The organism is Bradyrhizobium sp. KBS0727, assembly GCF_005937885.2.
GTDB lineage: Bacteria > Pseudomonadota > Alphaproteobacteria > Rhizobiales > Xanthobacteraceae > Bradyrhizobium.
In genome coordinates this window covers 6,607,706-6,629,216 of sequence record NZ_CP042176.1, presented here as the reverse complement: position 1 = coordinate 6,629,216, position 21,511 = coordinate 6,607,706, and the positions used below count along the sequence as shown (strand labels likewise).

Annotated in this window: 19 protein-coding genes; 9 read left to right on the top strand and 10 right to left on the bottom strand. The window is 64.9% G+C overall.

The genetic code is table 11. From position 1 onward, the window contains the following. Positions 1–99: 99 nt before the first annotated feature. From argH to FFI89_RS31025, 4 genes are all read left to right on the top strand, one after another. Positions 100–1,497, top strand: a complete 1,398-nt coding sequence (gene argH / locus FFI89_RS31040; protein ID WP_138831291.1) for an argininosuccinate lyase — start codon at positions 100–102, stop codon at positions 1,495–1,497. 102 nt (positions 1,498–1,599) lie between these two features. Then, complete coding sequence (locus FFI89_RS31035) at positions 1,600–1,872, top strand: lipoprotein (RefSeq protein WP_138831290.1); 273 nt, start codon at positions 1,600–1,602, stop codon at positions 1,870–1,872. Positions 1,873–1,879: 7 nt separating this feature from the next. Further along, positions 1,880–3,145: a diaminopimelate decarboxylase gene (gene lysA / locus FFI89_RS31030; RefSeq protein WP_138831289.1), complete on the top strand. Its 1,266-nt coding sequence runs from the start codon at positions 1,880–1,882 to the stop codon at positions 3,143–3,145. A 181-nt stretch (positions 3,146–3,326) separates the two neighbouring features. Further along, entirely contained in the window at positions 3,327–4,730 is a 1,404-nt protein-coding gene (locus FFI89_RS31025; RefSeq protein WP_138831288.1) for an amidase family protein, read from the top strand. A 117-nt stretch (positions 4,731–4,847) separates the two neighbouring features. On the opposite strand, the gene FFI89_RS31020 is transcribed toward FFI89_RS31025, so the two are convergent. Continuing rightward, on the bottom strand, positions 4,848–5,756 hold the full coding sequence (locus FFI89_RS31020; protein WP_138831287.1) for an NAD(P)-dependent oxidoreductase: 909 nt from the start codon (positions 5,754–5,756) through the stop codon (positions 4,848–4,850). A gap of 151 nt (positions 5,757–5,907) precedes the next feature. Next, the gene (locus FFI89_RS31015; protein ID WP_138831286.1) at positions 5,908–6,288 is read right to left on the bottom strand and encodes a carboxymuconolactone decarboxylase family protein; all 381 of its coding nucleotides are present in this window, start codon (positions 6,286–6,288) and stop codon (positions 5,908–5,910) included. Between the two features lie 166 nt (positions 6,289–6,454). Between FFI89_RS31015 and FFI89_RS31010 the strand changes: the two genes are divergently transcribed. Further along, positions 6,455–9,052, top strand: coding sequence for a TIGR02302 family protein (locus FFI89_RS31010; RefSeq protein ID WP_138831285.1), 2,598 nt, complete (start codon positions 6,455–6,457; stop codon positions 9,050–9,052). Positions 9,053–9,150: 98 nt separating this feature from the next. On the opposite strand, the gene FFI89_RS31005 is transcribed toward FFI89_RS31010, so the two are convergent. After that, positions 9,151–9,525: a response regulator gene (locus FFI89_RS31005; protein WP_138831284.1), complete on the bottom strand. Its 375-nt coding sequence runs from the start codon at positions 9,523–9,525 to the stop codon at positions 9,151–9,153. Between the two features lie 39 nt (positions 9,526–9,564). Continuing rightward, entirely contained in the window at positions 9,565–10,476 is a 912-nt protein-coding gene (locus tag FFI89_RS31000) for an MJ0042-type zinc finger domain-containing protein (RefSeq protein ID WP_138831283.1), read from the bottom strand. 180 nt (positions 10,477–10,656) lie between these two features. On the opposite strand from FFI89_RS31000, the gene ftsE reads away from it, so the two are divergent. The 3 genes from ftsE to FFI89_RS30985 all read left to right on the top strand — a co-directional run bounded on the left by ftsE (position 10,657) and on the right by FFI89_RS30985 (position 13,166). Then, complete coding sequence (gene ftsE, locus FFI89_RS30995; protein ID WP_027539490.1) at positions 10,657–11,316, top strand: cell division ATP-binding protein FtsE; 660 nt, start codon at positions 10,657–10,659, stop codon at positions 11,314–11,316. A gap of 24 nt (positions 11,317–11,340) precedes the next feature. Continuing rightward, positions 11,341–12,312 carry an ABC transporter permease gene (locus FFI89_RS30990; protein ID WP_138831282.1) on the top strand — a complete coding sequence of 324 codons (972 nt, stop codon included), beginning with the start codon at positions 11,341–11,343 and terminating at the stop codon, positions 12,310–12,312. A 137-nt stretch (positions 12,313–12,449) separates the two neighbouring features. Further along, on the top strand, positions 12,450–13,166 hold the full coding sequence (locus FFI89_RS30985) for a YdcF family protein (protein ID WP_138831281.1): 717 nt from the start codon (positions 12,450–12,452) through the stop codon (positions 13,164–13,166). A gap of 153 nt (positions 13,167–13,319) precedes the next feature. On the opposite strand, the gene FFI89_RS30980 is transcribed toward FFI89_RS30985, so the two are convergent. Continuing rightward, a complete protein-coding gene (locus tag FFI89_RS30980) occupies positions 13,320–13,913 on the bottom strand; it encodes a gamma-glutamylcyclotransferase (RefSeq protein ID WP_138831280.1) in 594 nt (197 codons plus the stop codon). 167 nt (positions 13,914–14,080) lie between these two features. Here FFI89_RS30980 and FFI89_RS30975 point away from each other — a divergent pair, with 167 nt between their 5' ends. Next, on the top strand, positions 14,081–15,268 hold the full coding sequence (locus tag FFI89_RS30975; protein WP_138831279.1) for a DUF2125 domain-containing protein: 1,188 nt from the start codon (positions 14,081–14,083) through the stop codon (positions 15,266–15,268). A 105-nt stretch (positions 15,269–15,373) separates the two neighbouring features. Here FFI89_RS30975 and tcuB read toward each other — a convergent pair whose 3' ends face one another. The 5 genes from tcuB to FFI89_RS30950 all read right to left on the bottom strand — a co-directional run bounded on the left by tcuB (position 15,374) and on the right by FFI89_RS30950 (position 21,430). After that, a complete protein-coding gene (gene tcuB, locus FFI89_RS30970) occupies positions 15,374–16,489 on the bottom strand; it encodes a tricarballylate utilization 4Fe-4S protein TcuB (protein ID WP_138831278.1) in 1,116 nt (371 codons plus the stop codon). Positions 16,490–16,522: 33 nt separating this feature from the next. After that, complete coding sequence (locus FFI89_RS30965; protein WP_138831277.1) at positions 16,523–17,554, bottom strand: esterase; 1,032 nt, start codon at positions 17,552–17,554, stop codon at positions 16,523–16,525. A gap of 33 nt (positions 17,555–17,587) precedes the next feature. Continuing rightward, a complete protein-coding gene (tcuA, locus tag FFI89_RS30960) occupies positions 17,588–18,988 on the bottom strand; it encodes an FAD-dependent tricarballylate dehydrogenase TcuA (protein WP_138831276.1) in 1,401 nt (466 codons plus the stop codon). A gap of 84 nt (positions 18,989–19,072) precedes the next feature. Beyond that, complete coding sequence (locus tag FFI89_RS30955; protein ID WP_138831275.1) at positions 19,073–20,383, bottom strand: MFS transporter; 1,311 nt, start codon at positions 20,381–20,383, stop codon at positions 19,073–19,075. A gap of 147 nt (positions 20,384–20,530) precedes the next feature. Continuing rightward, on the bottom strand, positions 20,531–21,430 hold the full coding sequence (locus FFI89_RS30950; RefSeq protein ID WP_138831274.1) for a transcriptional regulator GcvA: 900 nt from the start codon (positions 21,428–21,430) through the stop codon (positions 20,531–20,533). Between the last annotated feature and the right edge of the window lie 81 nt (positions 21,431–21,511).

Sequence of the window (21,511 nt, the reverse complement as noted above, 5' to 3'; positions counted from 1 at the left end):
CCATATTACGAAGCAGACCGGCACGGCGTTTCGCGGGTTTCGACGATAAATGGCGCGCCTTCGATTAACAGGGCTTTAGACGACAGGGCACGGGAAGTCATGAGCAACAAGATGTGGGGCGGCCGGTTCACCGAGCGTCCCGATGCGATCATGGAGGAAATCAACGTCTCGATCGACGTTGATCGACACCTCTATGCCCAGGACATCGCCGCGTCCAAGGCCCATGCCGCGATGCTGTCGGCGCAAGGCATTATCACCGCGAGTGATGCGAAAAATATCGGCAAGGGTCTAGACACGATTTTGTCAGAAATCGGCAACGGATCGTTCGAGTTCAAGCGCGCGCTCGAGGACATTCACATGAATGTCGAGAGCCGGCTGACCGACCTGATCGGTCCCGCCGCCGGGCGGCTGCACACCGCGCGGTCGCGCAACGATCAGGTGGCGACCGATTTCCGACTGTTCGTGCGCGACACGATCGACGTAACAGACGCGGCACTGGCGGCGTTCCAGCATGCGCTGGTTGAGAAGGCGCTGGAACATGCCGGCACTGTCATGCCGGGCTTCACCCATCTGCAGACCGCGCAACCCGTCACCTTCGGCCATCATCTCTTGGCCTATGTCGAGATGGCCGCGCGCGACCGCGGCCGTTTTGCCGACGCGCGCAAGCGCCTGAACGAATCGCCGCTCGGGGCTGCGGCGCTGGCCGGAACCTCGTTTCCGATCGACCGCGCCGCGACGGCGAAAGCACTCGGCTTCGACCGGCCGATGGCCAATTCGCTGGATGCGGTGTCGGACCGCGACTTCGTGCTCGAAACGCTGTCGGCGGCGTCGATCGCGGCCGTGCACATGTCGCGCTTCGCCGAGGAGATCGTGATCTGGACCTCGCCGCTGGTCGGATTGGTGCGGCTCTCCGACAAGTTCACCACCGGCTCCTCGATCATGCCGCAAAAGCGCAACCCCGACGCCGCCGAACTGGTGCGCGCCAAGACCGGCCGGGTGATCGGCGCGCTGACCGGGCTCCTGATCGTGATGAAGGGGCTGCCGCTCGCCTATCAAAAGGACATGCAGGAGGACAAGCAGGGCGCGATGGAAGCGTTTTCCGCGCTGTCGCTGGCGATCCGGGCGATGACCGGCATGGTGATCGATCTCGTGCCCGACGAGGCGCGGATGAAGGCGGCCGCCGGCGAGGGCTATGCCACCGCCACCGACCTGGCCGACTGGCTGGTGCGGACGCTGAAGATGCCGTTCCGCGACGCCCACCACGTCACCGGGCGTATCGTCGGCCTGGCGTCAAAGCAGGGCGTGGCCCTGCACGAGCTGCCGCTGAAGGCGATGCAGGAGGTCGAGCCCAAGATTACCGCGGAAGCCCTGCGCGTGCTGTCGGTGGAAGCTTCGGTCAAAAGCCGCACCAGCTATGGCGGCACTGCGCCGAAGAACGTGACGGCGCAGGCGAAAGCCTGGCTGAGGCGGCTGGAAAAAGAGCGAAAATTGGGCTGAGGGAAAAAATTTCGCTGCAATTTCATGGTTATCCAGCGGCCATCAGCACTCGCCAGACTGGGGCAATCTTTGTATGGTGCGGCGCGTATTGGGGATATTGTCGTGATCAGTAACTACCGGCCGACATCTTCGGGGTGGGCCATCATCCTGCTGAGCGTGACCGCGCTCGCGCTGGGCGGCTGCGGCCGCAAGGCCGGCCTCGATTTGCCGCCGAACGCGCCGCAGCTGTCGGCCGCGCCCGCGACGGCAGACAGCGAGACCGAGCGCGCCGCACAGCCCGGCGTCTTCAACTCGACCTATGGGTCCGAGGCGGCGCCCGCGGCGTCCAAGGGCCGCAAGAAACCGTTCGTTCTCGATCCGCTGCTGGGCAACTGAGCTCATCATGAATCATTTCGACTATCGCAACGGCGTGCTGCACGCCGAGGCGGTCAATCTCATCGAGCTCGCGGAGGCCGTGGGCACGCCGTTCTATTGCTATTCGACGGCGACGCTGGAGCGCCACTACCGGGTCTTCACCGAGGCCTTTGCCGGCGAGAAGACGCTGGTCTGCTACGCCATGAAGGCCAATTCCAACCAGTCGGTGCTACGCACGCTGGCGAAACTCGGCGCCGGCGCCGACGTGGTGTCCGGCGGCGAGCTGAAGCGGGCGTTGGCGGCGGGAATTCCGCCGAACAAGATCCTGTTCTCCGGCGTCGGCAAGACCGAAGCCGAGCTGCGCGCGGCGCTGGCATCGGACATTCTCTGCATCAACGTCGAGTCCGAGCCCGAGCTCGAACTGCTGTCGAAGCTCGCGGTCGAGACCGGCAAGACCGCGCGGATTTCGGTGCGCGTCAATCCCGACGTCGACGCCGGCACCCACGCCAAGATCGCCACCGGCAAGTCCGAGAACAAGTTCGGCGTTCCGATCGCGCGCGCCCGCGAGGTCTATGCCCGCGCGGCCAAGCTGCCGGGAATCGAGGTGACCGGCACCGACATGCATATCGGTAGCCAGATCACTGATCTCTCCAAGATGGAAACCGCGTTCCGGATTCTTTCCGAATTCGTCGTGACGCTGCGCGCCGACGGCCACAACATTTCGCATATCGATTTCGGCGGCGGGCTCGGCATTCCCTATCACATGGACCGCGAGGCGCCGCCGCTGCCGTCGGCCTATGCGGCGATGGTCAAGCGGGTGACGCACAATCTCGGCTGCACGCTGATGTTCGAGCCGGGCCGGATGATCGTCGGCAATGCCGGCATCCTGATCGCACGCGTCATCTACGTGAAGCCGGGCGAGGCCAAGAACTTCGTCATCATCGATGCCGCGATGAACGACCTGATCCGCCCCACGCTGTACGAAGCGCATCACGACATCCTCCCGGTTCGCGAGGCCGCCCCAGGTGCGCGCATGATCACGGCCGATGTGGTCGGCCCGGTGTGCGAAACCGGTGACTATCTCGCGCTCGACCGCAAGCTGCCCGAGCCCAAGGCCGGCGATCTGCTGGCGATCATGACCGCCGGCGCCTACGGCGCGGTGCAGTCCGGTTTCTACAACACCCGCGCGCTGGTGCCGGAAGTGCTGGTCAAGGACGACCAATACGCCGTGGTGCGTCCGCGCGTCGAGGTCGAAGAGCTGATCGCGATGGACAGACCGGCGCCCTGGCTGTGAATTAGCCTGCCGTCCCCGCCTGGTGCGCAACTGCGCACGGGGGCGGGGACCCATACGCCGCGGCCTCTCGGTCGTGGATGGTGTTGGATATTCCTTCTTTTCCAGCAATATCGACCGCGGAGTAGATCCCGGCTCAAGGCCGGGACGACGAAATGCTGGGTTGAGACGTCAGGGAGCAAACATGCAGCAAGAACTATGGCAGTGGTCGGCCACCGATCTCGCAAAGGCGATTAGCGAGCGCAAACTATCGAGCCGCGAGGCGGTGCAGTCCAGTCTGGCGCGCGTTGCCGCGGTCAATCCGGCGATCAATGCGATCGTGCAGGTGCTGGAGCAGGAAGCCCTGGCTGCGGCCGATGCGGCCGATGCCGCGGTGAAGTCCGGCGCGCCGCTCGGGCTGCTCCATGGTGTGCCGGTGACGATCAAGGTCAATGTCGATCAGCGCGGCTGCGCCACCACCAACGGCGTCGTCGCGTTTTGCGACGTCATCGCCACCGAGGACAGTCCGCCGGTCGCCAACCTGCGCAAGGCCGGCGCCGTCATCATCGGTCGTACCAATACGCCGGCGTTTTCGCACCGCTGGTTCAGCGACAATGACCTGCACGGCACCACGCGCAATCCCTGGAGCGACAGCCTGACGCCCGGCGGGTCGAGCGGCGGCGCCGCGGCCGCGGTGGCTGCCGGCATGGGCGCGATCGCGCACGGCAATGATTTCGGTGGCTCGGTGCGCTATCCGGCCTATGCCTGCGGGGTTGCCGGCCTGCGGCCGACGCCGGGCCGGGTTCCCGCTTTCAATTCATCCGCGACGTCGGAGCGTCCGATCTCGGCGCAGCTGATATCGGTGCAGGGCCCGCTGGCTCACACCATCGCCGATGTGCGCCTGGGGCTGGCGGCGATGGCCGTTGGCGATGTCAGGGACCCCAACTGGATTCCGGCGCCGTTGCAGGGACCGTCACCGGCGCAGCCGATCCGCGCCGCCATCGTTCCAAACCCGTTTGGCGAGACTGCGCCGGAAGTGCAGAATGCCATCCGCAACGCCGGCCGCTGGCTCGCCGATGCCGGCTATGCCATCGAGGAAATTGCGCCGCCGCGGCTGATGGATGCGAACGATCTCTGGCACGGCATCGTGATCAACGAGGAGCGTCGCGGGCTTGCGCCGGCGGTCCACAAGTTCGGCGACCACAGGAGCCGCTACAATATCGATGCGCATCTCGCCTATGCACCGCATTACGATGGTGATGAGGTGCTCGCTTTGTTCGAGAAGCGTCTGGCGTTGATGCGGGAGTGGCAGTTGTTCATGGCGCGCCATCCCGTGATCGTGATGCCGGTGTCGGACCAGTTGCCGTTCCGCAAGGGCCAGGATCAGGAAGACGCCGACGTCGTGCGAAGGCTGATCGACGCCCAGCGGCCGCTGCTCGCGATTGCCGTTCTGGGCTTTCCCGCGGTGTCAGTCCCGACCGGCGTGATCGGCGGAATCCCCGTCGGCGTGCAAATTGTGAGCGGAAAGTTTCGCGAGGACATCTGCCTCGACGCGGCCAACGCGATCGAGGCCCGCGCCGCGATGCCGCGGCCCGTGATCAAGGGCTGACACGGGCGCGGGGAATAACCACAGGCGGTCCTTGCTTTGCTCGCTGCTGGTTATTCTTTTTTCCGGCAACATTGGCCCGCGGAGTATGGGTCCCGGCTCAAGGCCGGGACGACGAATCTACTTCGCGGCGTGAGGGCTTTTCGTTCCACCGACCACGACGCCCGCCGCTTTCTCGATCGGCTTGATCGCTTCGGTGAAATCGCTGTCCGCCCCCTGGTCACGAATCACGACTTCCCATAGCCGGCCCACCGCTTCGGCGACCTCCATCGACAGGCCCAGCGATTTCATCTCTTCCAGCGCGAGCCGGACGTCCTTCACCATCAAGCCGGTGGCGAAGCCGAAATCGAACGTGCGCGGCAGCACCGAGCGCGGAAACTTGTCGCGGCTGGCGGTATTGAGCCCGGATCCGGAATTGATGACGTCGATCATGACGGCCGGATCGAGCCCGGATTTGACGCCCATCACCACCGCTTCCGACGTCGCCACGATCGCGGTCGCCGACAGGAAATTGTTGGCGAGCTTCATGGTCTGCGCCGACCCGGGCTTTTCGCCGATGAAGAACACCTTGCCGATGACATCGAGCGCGGGTTTTGCAATTTCGAAATCGGCGCGCGGGCCGGAGACCATCACCGCCAGGGTTCCCTTCTCGGCGCCGCCGACACCACCGCTGACGGGGCTGTCGAGCTGGACGATGTTTTTCTTCGCCAGCAGGCCGTGAATCTTCGTAGCCATGTGCGAACCGACGGTGGAGAGGTCGATGAAGCGCTTGACGCGCTTGCCTTCGATCACGCCGCCGGCGCCGGTCGCAACTTCAAGCGAGGCCTGCAGCGACGGCAGGCTGGCGAGGACGGTCTCGCAGCGGTCGGCGATGTCCTTGGGCGAGGTGGCGGCCTGCGCGCCGAGCACGACCAGCTTGTCGACGGCTTCCTTGCGGGTGTCGCTCACGGTGAGCTGATGCTTCGCCTCGATCAGGCGGCGCGCCATCGGAAAACCCATTTTGCCGAGGCCGATAAATCCGATTTCCATGATGTTTTTTCCTTTTTTTCTTTCGTCATTGCGAGGAGCGAAGCGACGAAGCAATCCATTCTTTCTCTGTGCGGCCTCTGTGCGGCGAGATGGATTGCTTCGCTTCGCCTGCAATGACGGCTAAAAATGACAGTGGTTGTTTGGAGCGGGCTCAGGCCTTGTCGAGTTCGGCGAAGACTTCGCGCGCGATACGAAAACTGTCGACGCCGGCGGGCGCGCCGGCATAGATCGCGACCTGCATGAAGATCTCGCGGATCTCGTCGCGGGTGACGCCGTTGGTCAGTGCGCCCTTGAGATGCGTCCGCAATTCATGCGGCCGGTTGAGAATCGAAATCATGGCGAGGTTGAGCATGCTGCGGGTCTTGCGCGGCAACTCGTCGCGGCCCCACACCGCGCCCCAGCAATATTCGGTGAGCATTTCCTGAAACGGCCGGTTGAAGTCGTCGACGTTCTTCAGGGCGTTGTTGACATAGGCCTCGCCCAGCACGGCCTTGCGCACTTCCAGGCCCTTTTCATAGGTCTTCTTGTCCATGACGTTTCCTCAGGTATTTTACGGTTCGCGGCGGACGTTACGGGCTCGGAGCGGCACAGTCACGCCTTCGTGTTATGCGTATTTCCGGGTGGGGGAACCCCTCGAAGCAGGGTGCCTCATTGCCGCCGCCGTGCTAGGCTGATTTGCCGGCAACCCGGAGAGTTTTTTGAACGGTGCCATACCCGATCCCTCACAGCCCGCGCGCGAGCCGGATGCTGGCGCGCGGCTTCAGCTGACGCAGGCCCTGCAACGGGCCAAATACGCGATCGCGTGGGAGCGTGCCTGGCCGGGTCTCGCCCGGCTGTTGAGCGTGGCCGGCCTGTTCCTGGTGGTGTCCTGGGTGGGACTGTGGCTGGCGCTGCCGTTCGTGGCGCGCGCCATCGGCATTGCCCTGTTCGTCCTGCTGGCGCTCGGCGCGCTGTTGCCGCTCATTCGTTTCCGCTGGCCGACCCGCGAGGCCGCATTGGCCCGGCTCGACCGTGGCACCGGGATCCGGCACCGTCCGGCGACCGCGCTGACCGATACGCTGGCGACCAAGGATCCGATCGCGCAGGCGCTGTGGCAGGCGCAGCGCGAGCGCACGCTGGCCTCGCTGAAGCGCATCCGCGCCGGCCTGCCTTCGCCGCGGCTGGCGATCCACGATCCCTGGGCGCTCCGCGCGCTGGTCATGGTGATGCTGGTCGCCTCCTATGTCGCCGCCGGCGACGAGCGCAGGATGCGGGTGGCCGCGGCGTTTGACTGGAACGGCGTGCTGGCGCCGGCCAATATCCGGGTCGACGCCTGGGTGACGCCGCCGGCCTATACCGGCAAGCCGCCGATCATTCTTTCCGCCGCCAACCGCGACGCCGGCGCCCCGGACGGCGGACCGTTGTCGGTTCCGGCCGGCAGCACGCTGTTGGTGCGCTCCAGCGGCGGCACCATCGACGTCATGGTCGGCGGCGGCGTCACCGAGATCGCGCCAAGCGAAGCAGCGCCGCAGGGCACCAACGAGCGGCATTTCAAGATTGCCGGCGACGGCACCGCGCATGTCCGCGCGCCGGCCGGCCAGCCGCAGTGGAAATTCACCGCGACGCCCGACCGCGCGCCGACGATTTCGCTCGCCAAGGATCCGGAGCGTCAGGCCCGCGGTTCGCTGCAGATGTCCTACAAGCTCGAGGACGACTACGGCGTCACCGAAGCCCGCGCCCTGTTCGCCGCTCGCCGCACCGAGGCAACCGAATCCGGAAGGCCGGTGGCTAAGGATGCCAAGGCTACCGATGCCACGGCGGCCGAGCCGAGGCCGCTGTTCGATGCGCCACAGTTTCCGCTGGTGCTGCCGAACGCGCGCACCCGCAACGGCGTCGGCCAGACCGTCAAGGATCTCAGCGAAGATCCCTATGCCGGCGCCGACGTGACGCTGACCTTGACCGCGAAAGACGAGGCCGGCAACGAAGGCAGGAGCGAACCGTTCAACATGCGGCTGCCGGAGCGGCTGTTCACCAAGCCGTTGGCGCGCGCACTGATCGAGCAGCGCCGCATCCTGGCGCTCGACGCCAACCAGAATTCGCAAGTCTATGCGGCGCTCGATGCGCTGATGATCGCGCCGGAACTGTTCACGCCGGAAACCGGCCATTACCTCGGTCTCTACAGCGTCGCGCGGCAACTGGAAGCCGCGCGCACCGACGCCGCCTTGCGCGAGGTCGTCGCCGGCATCTGGGCGCTCGCCGTCATCATCGAGGACGGCAATATCTCTGACGTAGACAAGGCGCTGCGCGCGGCGCAGGAGGCGCTCAAGCAGGCGCTGGAGCGCGGCGCCAGCGACGAGGAAATCAAGAAGCTCACGGATAATCTGCGCGCCGCACTGGATAATTTCTTGCGCCAGCTCGCCGAACAGATGCGCAACAATCCGCAGCAACTGGCCCGACCGCTCGATCCGAATACCAAAATGCTGAGCCAGCAGGATCTCAAGAGCATGCTCGACCGGCTGGAGCGGATGTCGCGCTCCGGCGACAAGGATGCGGCCAAGCAACTACTCGAACAACTGCAGCAGATGCTGGAAAACCTGCAGATGGCGCAGCCCGGCCAGTCCGGCGACGGCGACATGGAGCAGGCGCTGAACGAACTCGGCGACATGATCCGCAAGCAGCAGCAGTTGCGCGACAAGACCTTCAAGCAGGGCCAGGATTCCCGGCGCGATCGCATGCGCGGCAAGCAGGGCGACCAGAGCATGAGCGACCTGCAGCAGGACCAGCAGGGCCTGCGCGACCGGCTCAAGAAGCTGCAGGAAGAACTGGCCAAGCGCGGCATGAGCCCGGGCCAGCGCGGCGAGCGGGGTCAACAGGGCCAAGAGGGTCAGCAAGGCGGCGAGCCCGGCGACGGCGAGGATGGTCTCGACCAGGCCGATTCCGCGATGGGCGATGCCAGCGGCCGGCTCGGCGAGGGCAATGCCGACGGCGCGGTGGATTCGCAAGGCAGGGCGCTGGAAGCGCTGCGCAAGGGCGCGCAGAGCCTTGCCGAAGCCATGCAGCAGGGCGACGGCGACCAGCCCGGTGACGGCCAGGGCAATGCCAAGGGCCGGCAGCAGGGCGCGCAGAACGGCACCGACCCGCTCGGCCGCCCGATGCGCCACAACGAATTTTCGGATGATTTCTCGGTGAAGATTCCCGGTGAAATCGACGTGCAGCGGGTGCGCCGGATCCTGGAAGAACTGCGCCGTCGTCTCGCCGATCCGTCCCGTCCGCAGATCGAGCTCGAGTACATCGAGCGGCTGCTGAAGGATTATTGAGGATCGCCGTCCCTCGCCGTCATTGCGAGGACGAAGCAATCCATTCTTTCCCGACGCGGCGCTATGGATTGCTTCGCGACGCTCGCAATGACGGGAAGCTACACCTTCCGCGCCGCCAGTGCGTCCGCCACGGCGGTGCGGATATCCGCCACCGAGAACGGCTTCGTCACCACGTCGTGCACGATCGCATTGAGGCCGGAGGCGCGTTCGCGCTGATCGGCAAACCCTGTCATCAAGAGAATCTTCAGGTCGGGGAAATCGCGTGCCGCCGCCAGCGCCAGCGCGATGCCGTCCATGACCGGCATCTGGATGTCGGTCAGCAGCAGGTCGAACGCGCCGCTCTCGCGGGTCAGGAGTTCGAGCGCTTCGGCGCCGTCCTCGGCGGTGATGGTCTCATGGCCATCCATGGCGATCGCGCGCGCCACCAGCGTGCGCATCGAATCCTCGTCGTCGGCGATCAATATCCGCGGCATTGCTTTGGGCTCATTCGCGAGCGGGGCGCTGGATCAGGGTCAGGCGTGGCCGCCGGCGAGATCCCGCTTGTTGAAGAAACGTACATCGATATTGCGGCCTTCAGGCGGCGGCGAGGCCAGCCGCGACTTGAAATAGGCCCGCTCGCCCGGCTTCAGCACCGGCTGTTCGAGCACCGCGTTCCAGGCGTAGATCTCGGCACCCTGCTCGTCGCGGACGGAAAAGCGCAGCCGCGGCAGTTCGACCGGCTTCCTGGTCGAGCCTTCGATCATGCCCTCGATGACCAGCACCGGTTTGCCTTCCACGGTCTCGTTGCTGATCTTGATGTCCTTGAACACCAGTCCGCGCAGGTTCACCTCAAGCCCCACCATCCGGTAGAAGGTCGCGGTCTGCGGCAGCAGGCGGACGACCTCGGCGCGCCAGATCACCAGCGCCAGCAGCAGCGCGCCCATCGCCGCGCAGGCAGTCGGCAGGCCGACAGCGGGCATGAACGGAATACGCGGCAGAGCGGGCAGCCGAAACAGCCTGGCCAGCCGCTCGCGATGGCTGGTGATGGCGATTTCCTCATGCCCTTCGGCATCCCGCCGGGCGACCGACGGCCAGTCGGAATCGCCGCTCTCGGACGCACCTTCACCCTCGGCCGGCCAGTCGGCCGAAATCGACGGGCTGTCGACCACAGGCGTGTCCTGATCGGTGTCCTGGCCGGTCTCTTGGCCTGTTTCTTGGCCGCTTTCCTCGCGCGCCATCGCGTCCCACTCGGCGGCGGCATCGTTTTCGGCGGTCTGGCGCGAGGCCGCCATGGCGGGTGCCGCGGCGGCTATCTCGATCGCGTCCTCGGGCCGGGCCAGCCAGGTCTCCTTGCAACGGGAACAGCGCACCGTACGTCCGGAAGCCCCCAGGGTGCTCGGATTGATGGCGTAGGATGTTGTACAATGGGGGCAAACGATGTGCATGGAGCCCGTTTCCACAGTGTCTTTGCCCGGATGCTACATAGCGACCGTTAACGAACCGGAAACCATAACGGCCGCAAAACCGTTTTGTCCGGACGGGGCTGCAATCGGTGGGCGGCGGGCCCGAAGTTCAGGTTCAAATCCGGGGTTTCCGGCCACGGTTCACATCGAGCGGAGCTGAGCTTGGTTCGGTTCGAAAATGTCGGTTTGCGGTACGGGCTCGGCCCGGAGATTTTGCGCGACCTGTCGTTCCTGATTCCCGCTCATTCCTTCCAGTTCCTCACCGGGCCCTCGGGCGCCGGCAAGACCTCGCTGCTGCGGCTGCTGTTTCTGTCGATGCGGCCGACCCGGGGCCTGGTCAACCTGTTCGGCCACGACGTCTCGCTGTTGGGCAAGGAGCAGATCGCCGATTTGCGCAAGCGCATCGGCATCGTGCTGCAGGACTTTCGCTTGCTCGACCACATGACGACCTACGAGAACGTGGCGCTGCCGTTCCGGGTCATGGGCCGCGAGGAATCGAGTTACCGCCGCGAGGTGATCGACCTGTTGAAATGGGTCGGCCTCGGCGAGCGCATGGATGCGCTACCGCCGATCCTGTCGGGCGGCGAGAAGCAGCGTGCGGCGATCGCGCGCGCCGTGATCTCGCGGCCGCAACTGTTGCTGGCCGATGAGCCGACCGGCAGTGTCGATCCGACGCTCGGCCGGCGCCTGCTGCGGCTGTTCATCGAACTGAACAAGTCGGGCACCGCCGTCATCATCGCGACCCACGACATCACGCTGATGGACCAGTATGAGGCGCGGCGGCTGGTGCTGCATCAGGGACGACTGCATATCTATGAGTAGGCGCGTCAATGACCAGGCGTATTCATGACTAGGCCCGGCGAAGAGCATGTCCCGCTGGTGGATCTCGGGCAGGAACGCCCGCGGGTCGCGGCGCAGGCGCGCAACATGTCGCCGATCGTGCCGCGCGCCTCGATCTCCGGCCGTGCGCTGGTCGCGGTCGTCGCGATCATGACGTTCCTCGCCTCCATCACCACAGGCACGGTCTTGCTGGTGAGCGCCTCGGCCGCCGAGTGGCAGTCGGAAGTCGCCAGCGAAATCACCGTGCAGGTACGCCCCGTTGCCGGCCGCGATCTCGACCGCGATGCGGCGGCAGCGGCCGAGGCGATGCGCACGCAAGCCACCGTCGTCGAGGTCAAGCCGTTCAGCAAGGAGGAGTCGGCGAAACTGCTGGAGCCGTGGCTCGGCAGCGGACTGTCGATCGACCAGTTGCCGGTGCCGCGCGTCATCGTTGCGCGCGTGCAGCCCGGCGCCACACTCGACCTTGCCGCGCTGCGCAGCCGGGTGACGCAGGTGGCGCCATCGGCCAGCGTCGACGATCACCGCGCCTGGATCGAGCGCATGCGCTCGATGACCGGCGCCACCGTGTTTGCCGGCATCGGCATTCTCGCACTGGTGATCGTTGCGACCATCATTTCGGTTTCGTTTGCCACCCGCGGCGCCATGGCGGCGAACCGACCGATCGTCGAGGTGCTGCATTTTGTCGGCGCCGGCGACACCTACATCGCCAACCGCTTCCTGCGGCACTTTCTCAGGCTCGGCCTTGAGGGCGGCCTGATCGGCGGGGGTGCTGCGATGCTGGGTTTCGGGTTCTCCGAATCGATCGCCGGTTGGTTTTCCGGCACCCCGGTCGGCGACCAGTTCGCGGCATTATTGGGGACGTTTTCGCTGCGCCCGTCCGGTTATCTGGCGCTGGCGGTGCAGGCCGTGCTGATTGCCGCGATCACCGCCTGGGCCTCGCGGCGCACGCTGTTCGCAACGCTGGACGATATCGACTAGCGCATGATCCGAAAGAAGTGGACAGGCGGCATGAATTCAACCCGGTTGAAGCATGCTCTTGGGAAGGCGCCGGGGCAGACTCCACTTCGCCCGAAAACGCGATAGAATTGAGCGAGGGAGAGGACCAGCAGAACCACATGAGTGTGCAGCCCGACGATAGGTCGCCTGAACCGCCGGCCGCGCCGCCGCGAGGCCGGCTGCGCGCGGCTGTCGTGGCCACGCTCGCCATCGTCTTCGTCGGCTCGGTCGTGGGTTTCGTCGCCTTTCTCGCTCAATTGCGCGGCGTCGAGACCCAGCCGGCCCGCAACGCCGACGGTATCGTGGTTCTGACCGGCGGCTCGTCGCGGGTGTCGGATGCGATGGAACTGCTGGCCGGCGGCTACGGCAAGCGCCTGCTGATCTCGGGCGTGCACCCGACCAACGCCGCCAGCGACATTTCCCGCTCGCTGCCCGACAACCAGTCGCTGCTCGGCTGCTGCGTCGACCTCGACCGCTCCGCCATCAATACGCGCAGCAACGCCGCCGAGACCCGGCGCTGGGCCCGCGAGCGCGGCTTCAAGTCGCTGATCGTTGTGACGTCGAACTACCACATGCCGCGCGCCATCGTCGAAATGTCGCATGCGATGCCTGATGTCACGCTGATCCCGTTCGCGGTGGTCGGCGACAAATGGCGCGACGAACCGTGGTGGACCAGTGGTGCGACGTTCCGCCTGCTGCTGTCGGAATACGCGAAATACGTCGCCGTGGAATTGCGTGTGCGGCTGGCCGATCTCGGCATCGACCTGGTGCCGGAATGGTCGGATCCGCCGACCGGCTCGCTGCCGCAGCGGCCGGCGACGGCGCAGGCGAATTGATTCTTGATCACCTCGCCCCGCAAGCGGGGAGAGGTCGGATTGCACGAAGTGCAATCCGGGTGAGGGGGTACAGGTCTATCAATTACACCAGACTCGCGGAGAGAGCCCCTCACCCCAACCCTCTCCCCGCGAAGAGCGGGGCGAGGGAGAAGTTCAGCGGCCTCTGTCCCCATCCCGCAGCACATGCTGGTCGTGCAGCATCATGGCGAGCTGATGCAGTTGCGGATCGCGGAAGCCTTCGGCCTCGATCGCCTTCACGGTGGCGAGAACGTAGTCGCGGTTGATGCCGGATTGGCCGTGGCCCTGCAGCACGTGACGCAACTGATCGGCCAGCGTCAGCCGCCCGGCATACTGCACATGACCGCGATCGACCACATAGGCCAGCGCGCTGACGCGCAGCCGCGCCTCGTTCTCCAGCCACACCGAACGTTGCACCTCGCGATAGACCGAGGTCACCTGCTCGCGCTCGCGCAAATAGGCGATGGTGGCGGTGCGGTTCTTTTCGGCGACCCGGAATGCGATGCCGCGACAGGCGCCGCCGCGATCCAGCCCGAGCACCAGGCCGGGCTTTTCCGGCGTGCCGCGGTGGACAAAGGAGTAGACGCAGAGCGCACGGTGCTCGCCGATCAGCCGCGCCGGAACCCGTTCGAGGAATTCGAAGCCCGGCCGCCATATCAGCGAGCCATAGCCGAACACCCAGAGGTCGCCTGTCGGGAATTCCGATTCTTGCAAGGTCGTCGAGGACATCGGGCAAAGCGTTTTCGAGCGAAGTGGACGCCGGTTCGCGTAAAGAAAACGCGTCAAACAAGAAGGGCTCTACCAGAACAAGGCGACAATGCGAAGCGGATTCAACGCCTTTTGTTGTGATGTCCAAGCGCTTACATTTGACAAAATCAACGGCCAAAGGACGCCGCATGCCCGATATGACCCCCGCACCGCGCCGTCGCCCGCTTTGGCGCCTCTTCATCATGCCCGCTTTGCTCGTGGTCGCCGCCATCGCCTGGAGCGCGTTCTGGTTCTATGCGGCTTCCGAGGTCGGCGTCCGCGCCGACGCCTGGCGGGCACGGGAAGCCAAATCCGGCCGGGTCTATGATTGCGGCAAGCGCTCGGTCGCCGGCTACCCGTTCCGGCTCGAAGTGAGTTGTGACGATGCCAGCGTGTCGCTGGTGTCGCAGACGGCGGGCGCGCCGTCGGCCTTCACCGCGCGCTTAAGCGAAATCATGGTGATCGCGCAGATCTACCAGCCGAACCTGCTGATCGCTGACTTCAAGGCGCCGGCGACGATCGCCGATCGCGGCCAGCCGCCGTCGATGACGGTGAACTGGACCACCGGCCGCAGCAGCATCACCGGACTGCCGAACAATCCGCAACGCGCTTCCATCGTGTTCGACAATCCCGCGATCGACCGCGTCAACGGCCCGGTGCAGACGCCGCTGGCGAAGGCCGGTCATGTCGAGTTGCACGGCCGCATCGCCGAGGGCTCGTCGCAGGACCATCCGGTGATCGAAACCGTGCTGCAGATCGCCGGCGGCACCATCCAGGAAGTGCATCCGTTATTGGCAGCCCCCTTCGACGCCGACATCCAGACCAAGCTGACCGGGCTGAAGGATTTTTCGCCAAAACCATGGCCGGAGCGGTTTCGCGAGATCCAGGCCGCCGGCGGCCATGTCGAGATCGTGCGGTCGCGGATCCAGCAGGGCGACTTGGTCGCAATTGCCGCGGGAACGCTGAGCCTCAACACTAACGGCCGGATCGACGGCGAATTGCAGATGACGGTCGCTGGTATCGAGAAGGTGATTCCGGCGCTGGGTATCGAAAAAATGCTGGAGGAGGGCGTGCCGCAGGCAACCCTCGATCGCGTGGCGCCGGGCGTGAAGAGCCAGGACCTCAACAATCTTTTTGGCGCGCTCGACAAGGCGATCCCGGGTCTCGGCAAGGTCGTCAAGCAGAACGCCAATGTCGGCGTCGCCGCCGGCATCAATTCGCTCGGCACCGCGGCTGAACTCGAAGGCAAGAAGGCCCGCGCCTTCCCGCTGCGCTTCGTCGACGGCGTGGTGTTTTTCGGCCCGATCAGGGTGGCGCAGGTTCCGCCGCTGTTTTGATTTTGCGAAATCGTAGGATCGGTTAAGCACCGCGAAACCCATCACCTTGGTGCCCCGCCATCGAGGGGTTTCGCCAGGCTCAACCGATCGGGGGGGCGATTGCCCTTACTCCCCCGTCCCATGCGTCATCATCTGCCGCTCCCGTGCATACCGCACCAGGGCAACGTATCGATAGATGCCGTGGACAAATTTGCCGTAGGGCATGGTGACGAACAGCGAGAACACCACGCCGAGATGCAGCGCCAGCAGCGGCCCCATCGCTGATGTATCGCGCAACAGCAATAACGCGATCCCGGTCAGGCTGGTCAGGAACAGCATCGCGATGAAGGCTGTGTCCATGCCCATCTGCGTCGCGTCGACCAGTACCGGATCGCGCTTCCGCTTCTCGATCAGCAGGCCGATCGGCCCGATCAGGAGGCCGATGCCGCCGAGCGTGCCCAGCACCACCGGCAGGTCCCACCACGCATAGGGCGCCTCGCGGGCGAACAGGTAATGATAGAGCGTGGCGACGCAGGTGGCGGCGAAGCACAGGCCAAAGCCGTAGAAGGTCAGGTGGTGAAATATCTTGCGGCGGTCTGTCGGTTTGTCGTCGTCGTTGAAGCAGCCGACCCCGCCGCCGTCGAGATAGCGCAGTTCGCCGGCATCCCGCATCGCCTGCAACAGCGCGCGGGCGTCGGTCTTCATGCCGATGGGTTCGCCGATGTCATGCCAGAACGCGCGGACGCCCATCAGCAGTGCTGCGATCGCATAGAGAAAGGCGGCGCCGAACAAGGCGGCCATCGCATTGTGCGGCATCAATTTGTAGAACGCGCCCGCACCGGTGTGGACGCCGAACAGCACCTGCCGGTCGGTGAACGCGGCAAAGCCGAAGATGAAGGCGGCGACGCTAAGCGCGGCAACGAGGCTGATGACGAGCCCGTTGCGCGCGAACGCGCCGGCAAAGGCGCGCGGCCAGACATAGGCGGCATAGGATTCATTGCGCGCCACCGCGAGCGTCTTCGGCACATTGACGTCGAATTGATGCGGCGGCGCGAACTGGCAGTCGGTGTAGCAGGCGCCGCAGGCATGGCAGAGGTTGGCGAGGTAATTGAGGTCGCCGTCGGAAAACGCGCGGCGCATTTCCATCGCCGGAAATACCGCGCAGAGGCCCTCGCAATAGCGGCAGGAATTGCAGACCGTCATCAGGCGGTCGGCCTCTTCGAGAATTCGCGTTCCGTGCATCTTGCGTTGCTTCCTGCCCGATACCGGGCCCTGTTACTTCACGAGTCCCTTGCCTTCGAGCCATTTCTGGATCAGGGCGGCGACCTCGGCGTTGTTCTTGTCCATCATCAGCATGTGCGAATTGCCGGTGATGCCGACCTGCGGCAGGTCGACGATATCGACGCTGCCGCCGGCGGCCTTGATCTTGTCGCCGAACGCGATGCCGGTGGCGCGGATCTTCGGCCAGCGCGAATCCTTCTCGATGTAATCGCCATAGACGATCAGGGTCGGAATATTCTTCAGCAGATCAGCCTTGGCGGGATCGCCGACGCCGGCCGGCTCGATTGCGATCAGCGCCTTGACCTTGTCGGGCCGCGCCTGCGCCACCTTGAAGCCGAAGCTGCCGGCCTGGCTGTGGAACATGATGATCGATGGGCCGACGCGATCGATCTCGGCGATATAGGCGGCGACGATCGCGTCGTCGGTGGTGGTCCAGCGCGGCACGTTCTGCTTGACGAAATTCTCGTAGCCCTCGTTCGGGAACTGGCTGCCCGGCATCAGCTTCCGTTTCGCCGGATCCGGATCGTAGGAGTTCGCCCCGTCGCCGATGCGAAAGCGCTCGAACGGGTTGGCGGTGGTGAGAAACACCGGCTCGCCCTTGAAGATATCAGGATATTGCGCCCAGCCGGCGCGGCCGCGCTCGACGGCGTCGGAATTGTAGACGCTCCAGCCCTTGCGCAGGAAATAGTTCAGAAAACCTTCGCGGCCGTCGGGCGTGGTTTCCCAGGTGACGCCGGTCAGCCCGCCGCCATGCCACATCAACAGCGGATAGGCGCCCTTCTCGTTGGCGGGCAGAAAGTACTGCACGTACATCTGCTCGACCTGGTAGGTGCCGTTGGGATCGACCTTGGCCGGCACGCCGCCCGGCGTGAAGGTGACTTCCTTGACCGGCTTGCCGCTGATTTCGACCAAGCGGCCGCCGACATGGAACGAGCCCATGTCGCGCAGCGCGATCGGCTCGGCGGCGTTGGCCAGCGTCGACGCCATCAGCAGGGCCGCAGTGGAAACGATCGCGAAGCGTGGCATGAACCCTCCCATGGGCGGCATCTCGTTCTTGTTCTAATTCTTGGCATTCTTGGCCGCTTCTCGTCCCGCCACCCGTCCGAACACGCTGCCGATGGTCATGCCGATGCCGGCGGCGTAGCCCTTGCCGAGCACGTTGCCGGCCATGATCTCGCCGGCGGCGAACATGTTGGCGGCGGGCTTGCCGTCCTTCATCACCATGCGCGACTGCTTGTTCACGCGGGTGCCGAGATAGGTGAAGGTGATGCCGGGCCGCACCGGATAAGCCAGATAAGGCGGCGCATCGATTTTGCGCGCCCAATGCGTCTTCGCAGGTGTGATGCCTTCGGTACGGCAATCGTCGAGAATGGTGTGGTCGAAGGTGCCGGGCTGCACTGCGGCGTTGAAATCGGCGACGGTCCTCTCAAGTGCCGCCGGATCGAGTTCGAGCTTGCCGGCGAGTTCGGCGACCGTCGGGGCTCCGATCGGCGGGAACAGCGTCGGCATGAAACTTGTGACGACGCTGGAGTCAAAAATGATGTAGGCGATCTGGTCGGGCTGCGCTGCGACCAGCCGGCCCCAGATCGCATAGCGCTTCGGCCAGATGTCCTCGCCTTCGTCGTAGAAGCGCTGCGCGAGCTTGTTGACGACGATGCCGAACACCACCGAGTCGTGGCGCGTGATGATGCCGCCGTCGAATTTCGGCGCCCGGGCGTCGATGGCGACCGCGTGGCACTGGGTGGGATCGCCGATGTCCTGCACGCCGTTGTCGAGCAGCATTTTCAGGATCGAACCGCGGTTATACGGCGTGCCGCGGATCAGGAAGTTGTCGGCGGCATCACCCCAGTATTCCTTCAGCCACTCGATGTTGGCTTCAAACCCGCCGGCGGCCGCGACCAGCGCCGACGCGCGGATTTCGGTGACGCCGTCGACCGGCTGATTCAGCGTCGCGCCGAGAAACATGCCGTCCTCGATCTGCAGGCCGGTGACCTCGGCGTCGTAGGCGATCTCGACGCCGAGTTTTTCGGCGGTGAGATACAGCGCGTTCAGCATCGCCCGGCCGCCACCGAGGAAAAACGAATTGGTGCGGCCAAGACTCAGCGTGCCGCCGAGCGAGGGTTGCCAGCGCACGCCCTGTTCGACGATCCAGTTCAGGATGTCCTTGGACTCCCCAATCATGAATTTGGCGAGATCTTCGTCGGTCTGCCCGCCGGTCACCAGCAGCAAATCCTTCCAGAACTCTTCTTCGGTGTAGGGGCCGGTGAGGATTTCGGTCGCCGCGTCATGGGCGCAGCGCATGTTGCGGGTGTGCCGGGTATTGCCGCCGCGATAGAATTTCGGCGCGCCTTCCAGCACCAGCACGGAAGCGCCCGAACGCCGGGCGCTGATCGCGGCGCACAGCGCGGCGTTGCCGCCGCCGATCACCAGCACATCGAACTTGCGATTAAAATCCACCATGCGCTCTTGTTATCGTCATTTGCATGGAAATCAAACGTGCCGCCGGGCAAGCGCGTCGGCTTGCCCGGCGATTTCGCGCGAGGCTTATGCGGGAACGACGTCTCGGGTCGCGATGGTCTTGCCGCCGCGATAGATGATGAGGGCCGCGACGATGCCGAGCGTGGCCGCACACATCAGCCAGTAGCCGGGAGCGGCCTTGTCGCCGGTATGGTCGATCAGCCAGGTCGAGGCAAACGGCGTGAAGGTGCCGAACAGGCCGGCGGCAAGCGCAAAGGCCAGCGAGAAACAGGTGGTGCGGACATGCGCCGGCACCACCTCGACCAGCGCGCCGAGCATGGTGCCGCTGTAGACGCCGAAATAGAACGAGAACATCATTTCGACCGCCAGCATCTTGCCGAAGGTCGGCGCGGCGACAAGCCAGTGCAGCGCGGGGTAGGCTGTCACCAACGATAGGCAGGCAATCGTCAGCAGCACCGGCTTGCGGCCGATACGGTCGGATACCGCGCCGCCGACCGGATTCCAGATGAAATTCATGACCGCCACCAGAAGGGTGACGATCAGGGCCTCCTGCGTCGAGAGCTTCAGCACCGTCTTGCCAAAGGTCGGCGTGTAGACGGTGACGAAGTAGAAGGTCGTGGTGGTCAGGACGGCCATCATCATGCCGAGCACGATGATCTTCCAGTTGACCGCCGCCGAGCTGAAGACTTCCGACGTGCTCGGGTGCTTCTTCATCGCCAGGAACGCCGGCGTTTCCTCCAGCGTCCGCCGCAGGAAGAAAATGAAGGGAATGATCAGGCAGCCGATGAAGAACGGAATTCGCCATCCCCATGCCGCCACGGTTGCCGCCGGCATGGCCTCGCTCAACGCGAAGCCGATGATCGCGGCGACGAAGATCGCGACCTGCTGGCTGGCGGACTGGAACGAGGTGTAGAAGCCGCGGTTTCCGGGGGTGGAAATCTCCGCGAGGTAGACCGACACGCCGCCAAGTTCGACACCGGCAGAGAAGCCCTGCAGCAGGCGGCCGATCAGCACGATGGCCGGAGCGGCCACGCCGATGGTAGCATAGGTCGGACAGAAGGCGATCGTTACCGTGCCGAGTGCCATGATCGCCAGCGTGACAATGAGCCCCTTGCGGCGGCCGATCCGGTCGATATAGGCGCCGAGCACGATTGCGCCGACTGGACGCATCAGGGCGCCCAGCCAGAATACGCCGAAGGTGTTGAGCAGAGCGGCGGTCTCGTTCTCTGACGGGAAGAACGCCTTGGCGATGTAGGACGCGTAAAAGCCGAACAGGAAGAAGTCGAACTGCTCGAGGAAATTGCCGCTGGTGGCGCGCAGGATGGCGCCGATACGCGATTTGATCTGCGGTGTTTCCGAATTACCCGTATGCGACATGTTCGCTGTTTCCCCCGTTTGGACTCCGGCGAAAATTCCGCCAGCCGAGACAGTTATCCTGTCTTGGTGTGGCAATCTGCCACGCCTGCGCGGCCTGACCAACCGCAAATCGCAAGCGCGGCCACGGCAACGGGGGATACCGGATTTTCAGGGTTTCGCTTGGGCCGAGGCCACCAGCCATTGCCGGAACGCCGATAGTTTCGGCGGATCCGTTCGGCCCGCAGGCGAGACCAGGTAGAAGCCGGCATCGATCGGCAGCGTGATCTTGAAGGGAACCACGAGCCGGCCCCTGGCGATGTCTTCCTGCACATAGGCGGTGCGGCCCATCGCGACGCCGAGGCCGTCGATCGCGGCCTGCACGGTCATGAAGATCATGTCGAAGGTGACACCCGGCTGTTTGGAAAAGTCGGCCGGCAGACCCGCCGCCCACAGCCACAGCCGCCAGTCGTCGCTGTTGGCGTTAGAGGTGTGCAGCAGCACATGGTCCCGGAGGTCCTCGGGGCATTTCAGCGGCTTGTTGCCCTTCAGCAGGCTCGGGCTGCACACCGGGAACAGTTCGTCCGCCATCAGCCAGTCGGCGCGCAGCCCCGGCCACTGGCCGCGGCCGTAGCGGATCGCTGCGTCGACATTGTCGCGCCGGAAATCGACCAGGCTGGTCGAGGTGGTGATGCGCACGTCGATGCCGTGATGTTCGTCCTGGAACGCGGTCAGCCGCGGCAAAAGCCATTTGGCGGCGAGCGAGGCCAAGGTCGAGACCGTCAGCACGCGGTCGTCGTCCTTGCGCAACAGCCGGTCGGTGGCGAGCCGCAAATCGTTGAACGCGGCGCGGATGCCGGGGAGATAATCGGTGGCCTGTGGCGTCAGGGCCAGCGCGCGGTTCTGGCGGATGAACAAGGGAATTCCGAGTTCCTCTTCCAGCCGCTTGATCTGGTGGCTGATCGCGGTCTGCGTCACGTTCAGCTCGGACGCCGCCTGGGTGAAGCTCAAATGCCGGGCCGCGGCCTCGAAGGCGCGCAATCCATTCAGCGAGGGCAGCCTGGCAGTCATTTCCGCATTCCCAAATGCATGAGTTTATATCATGCGAATCGGTACAAAGTGTCGTTTGTGAACGGGCCGGATGGGGCAGAT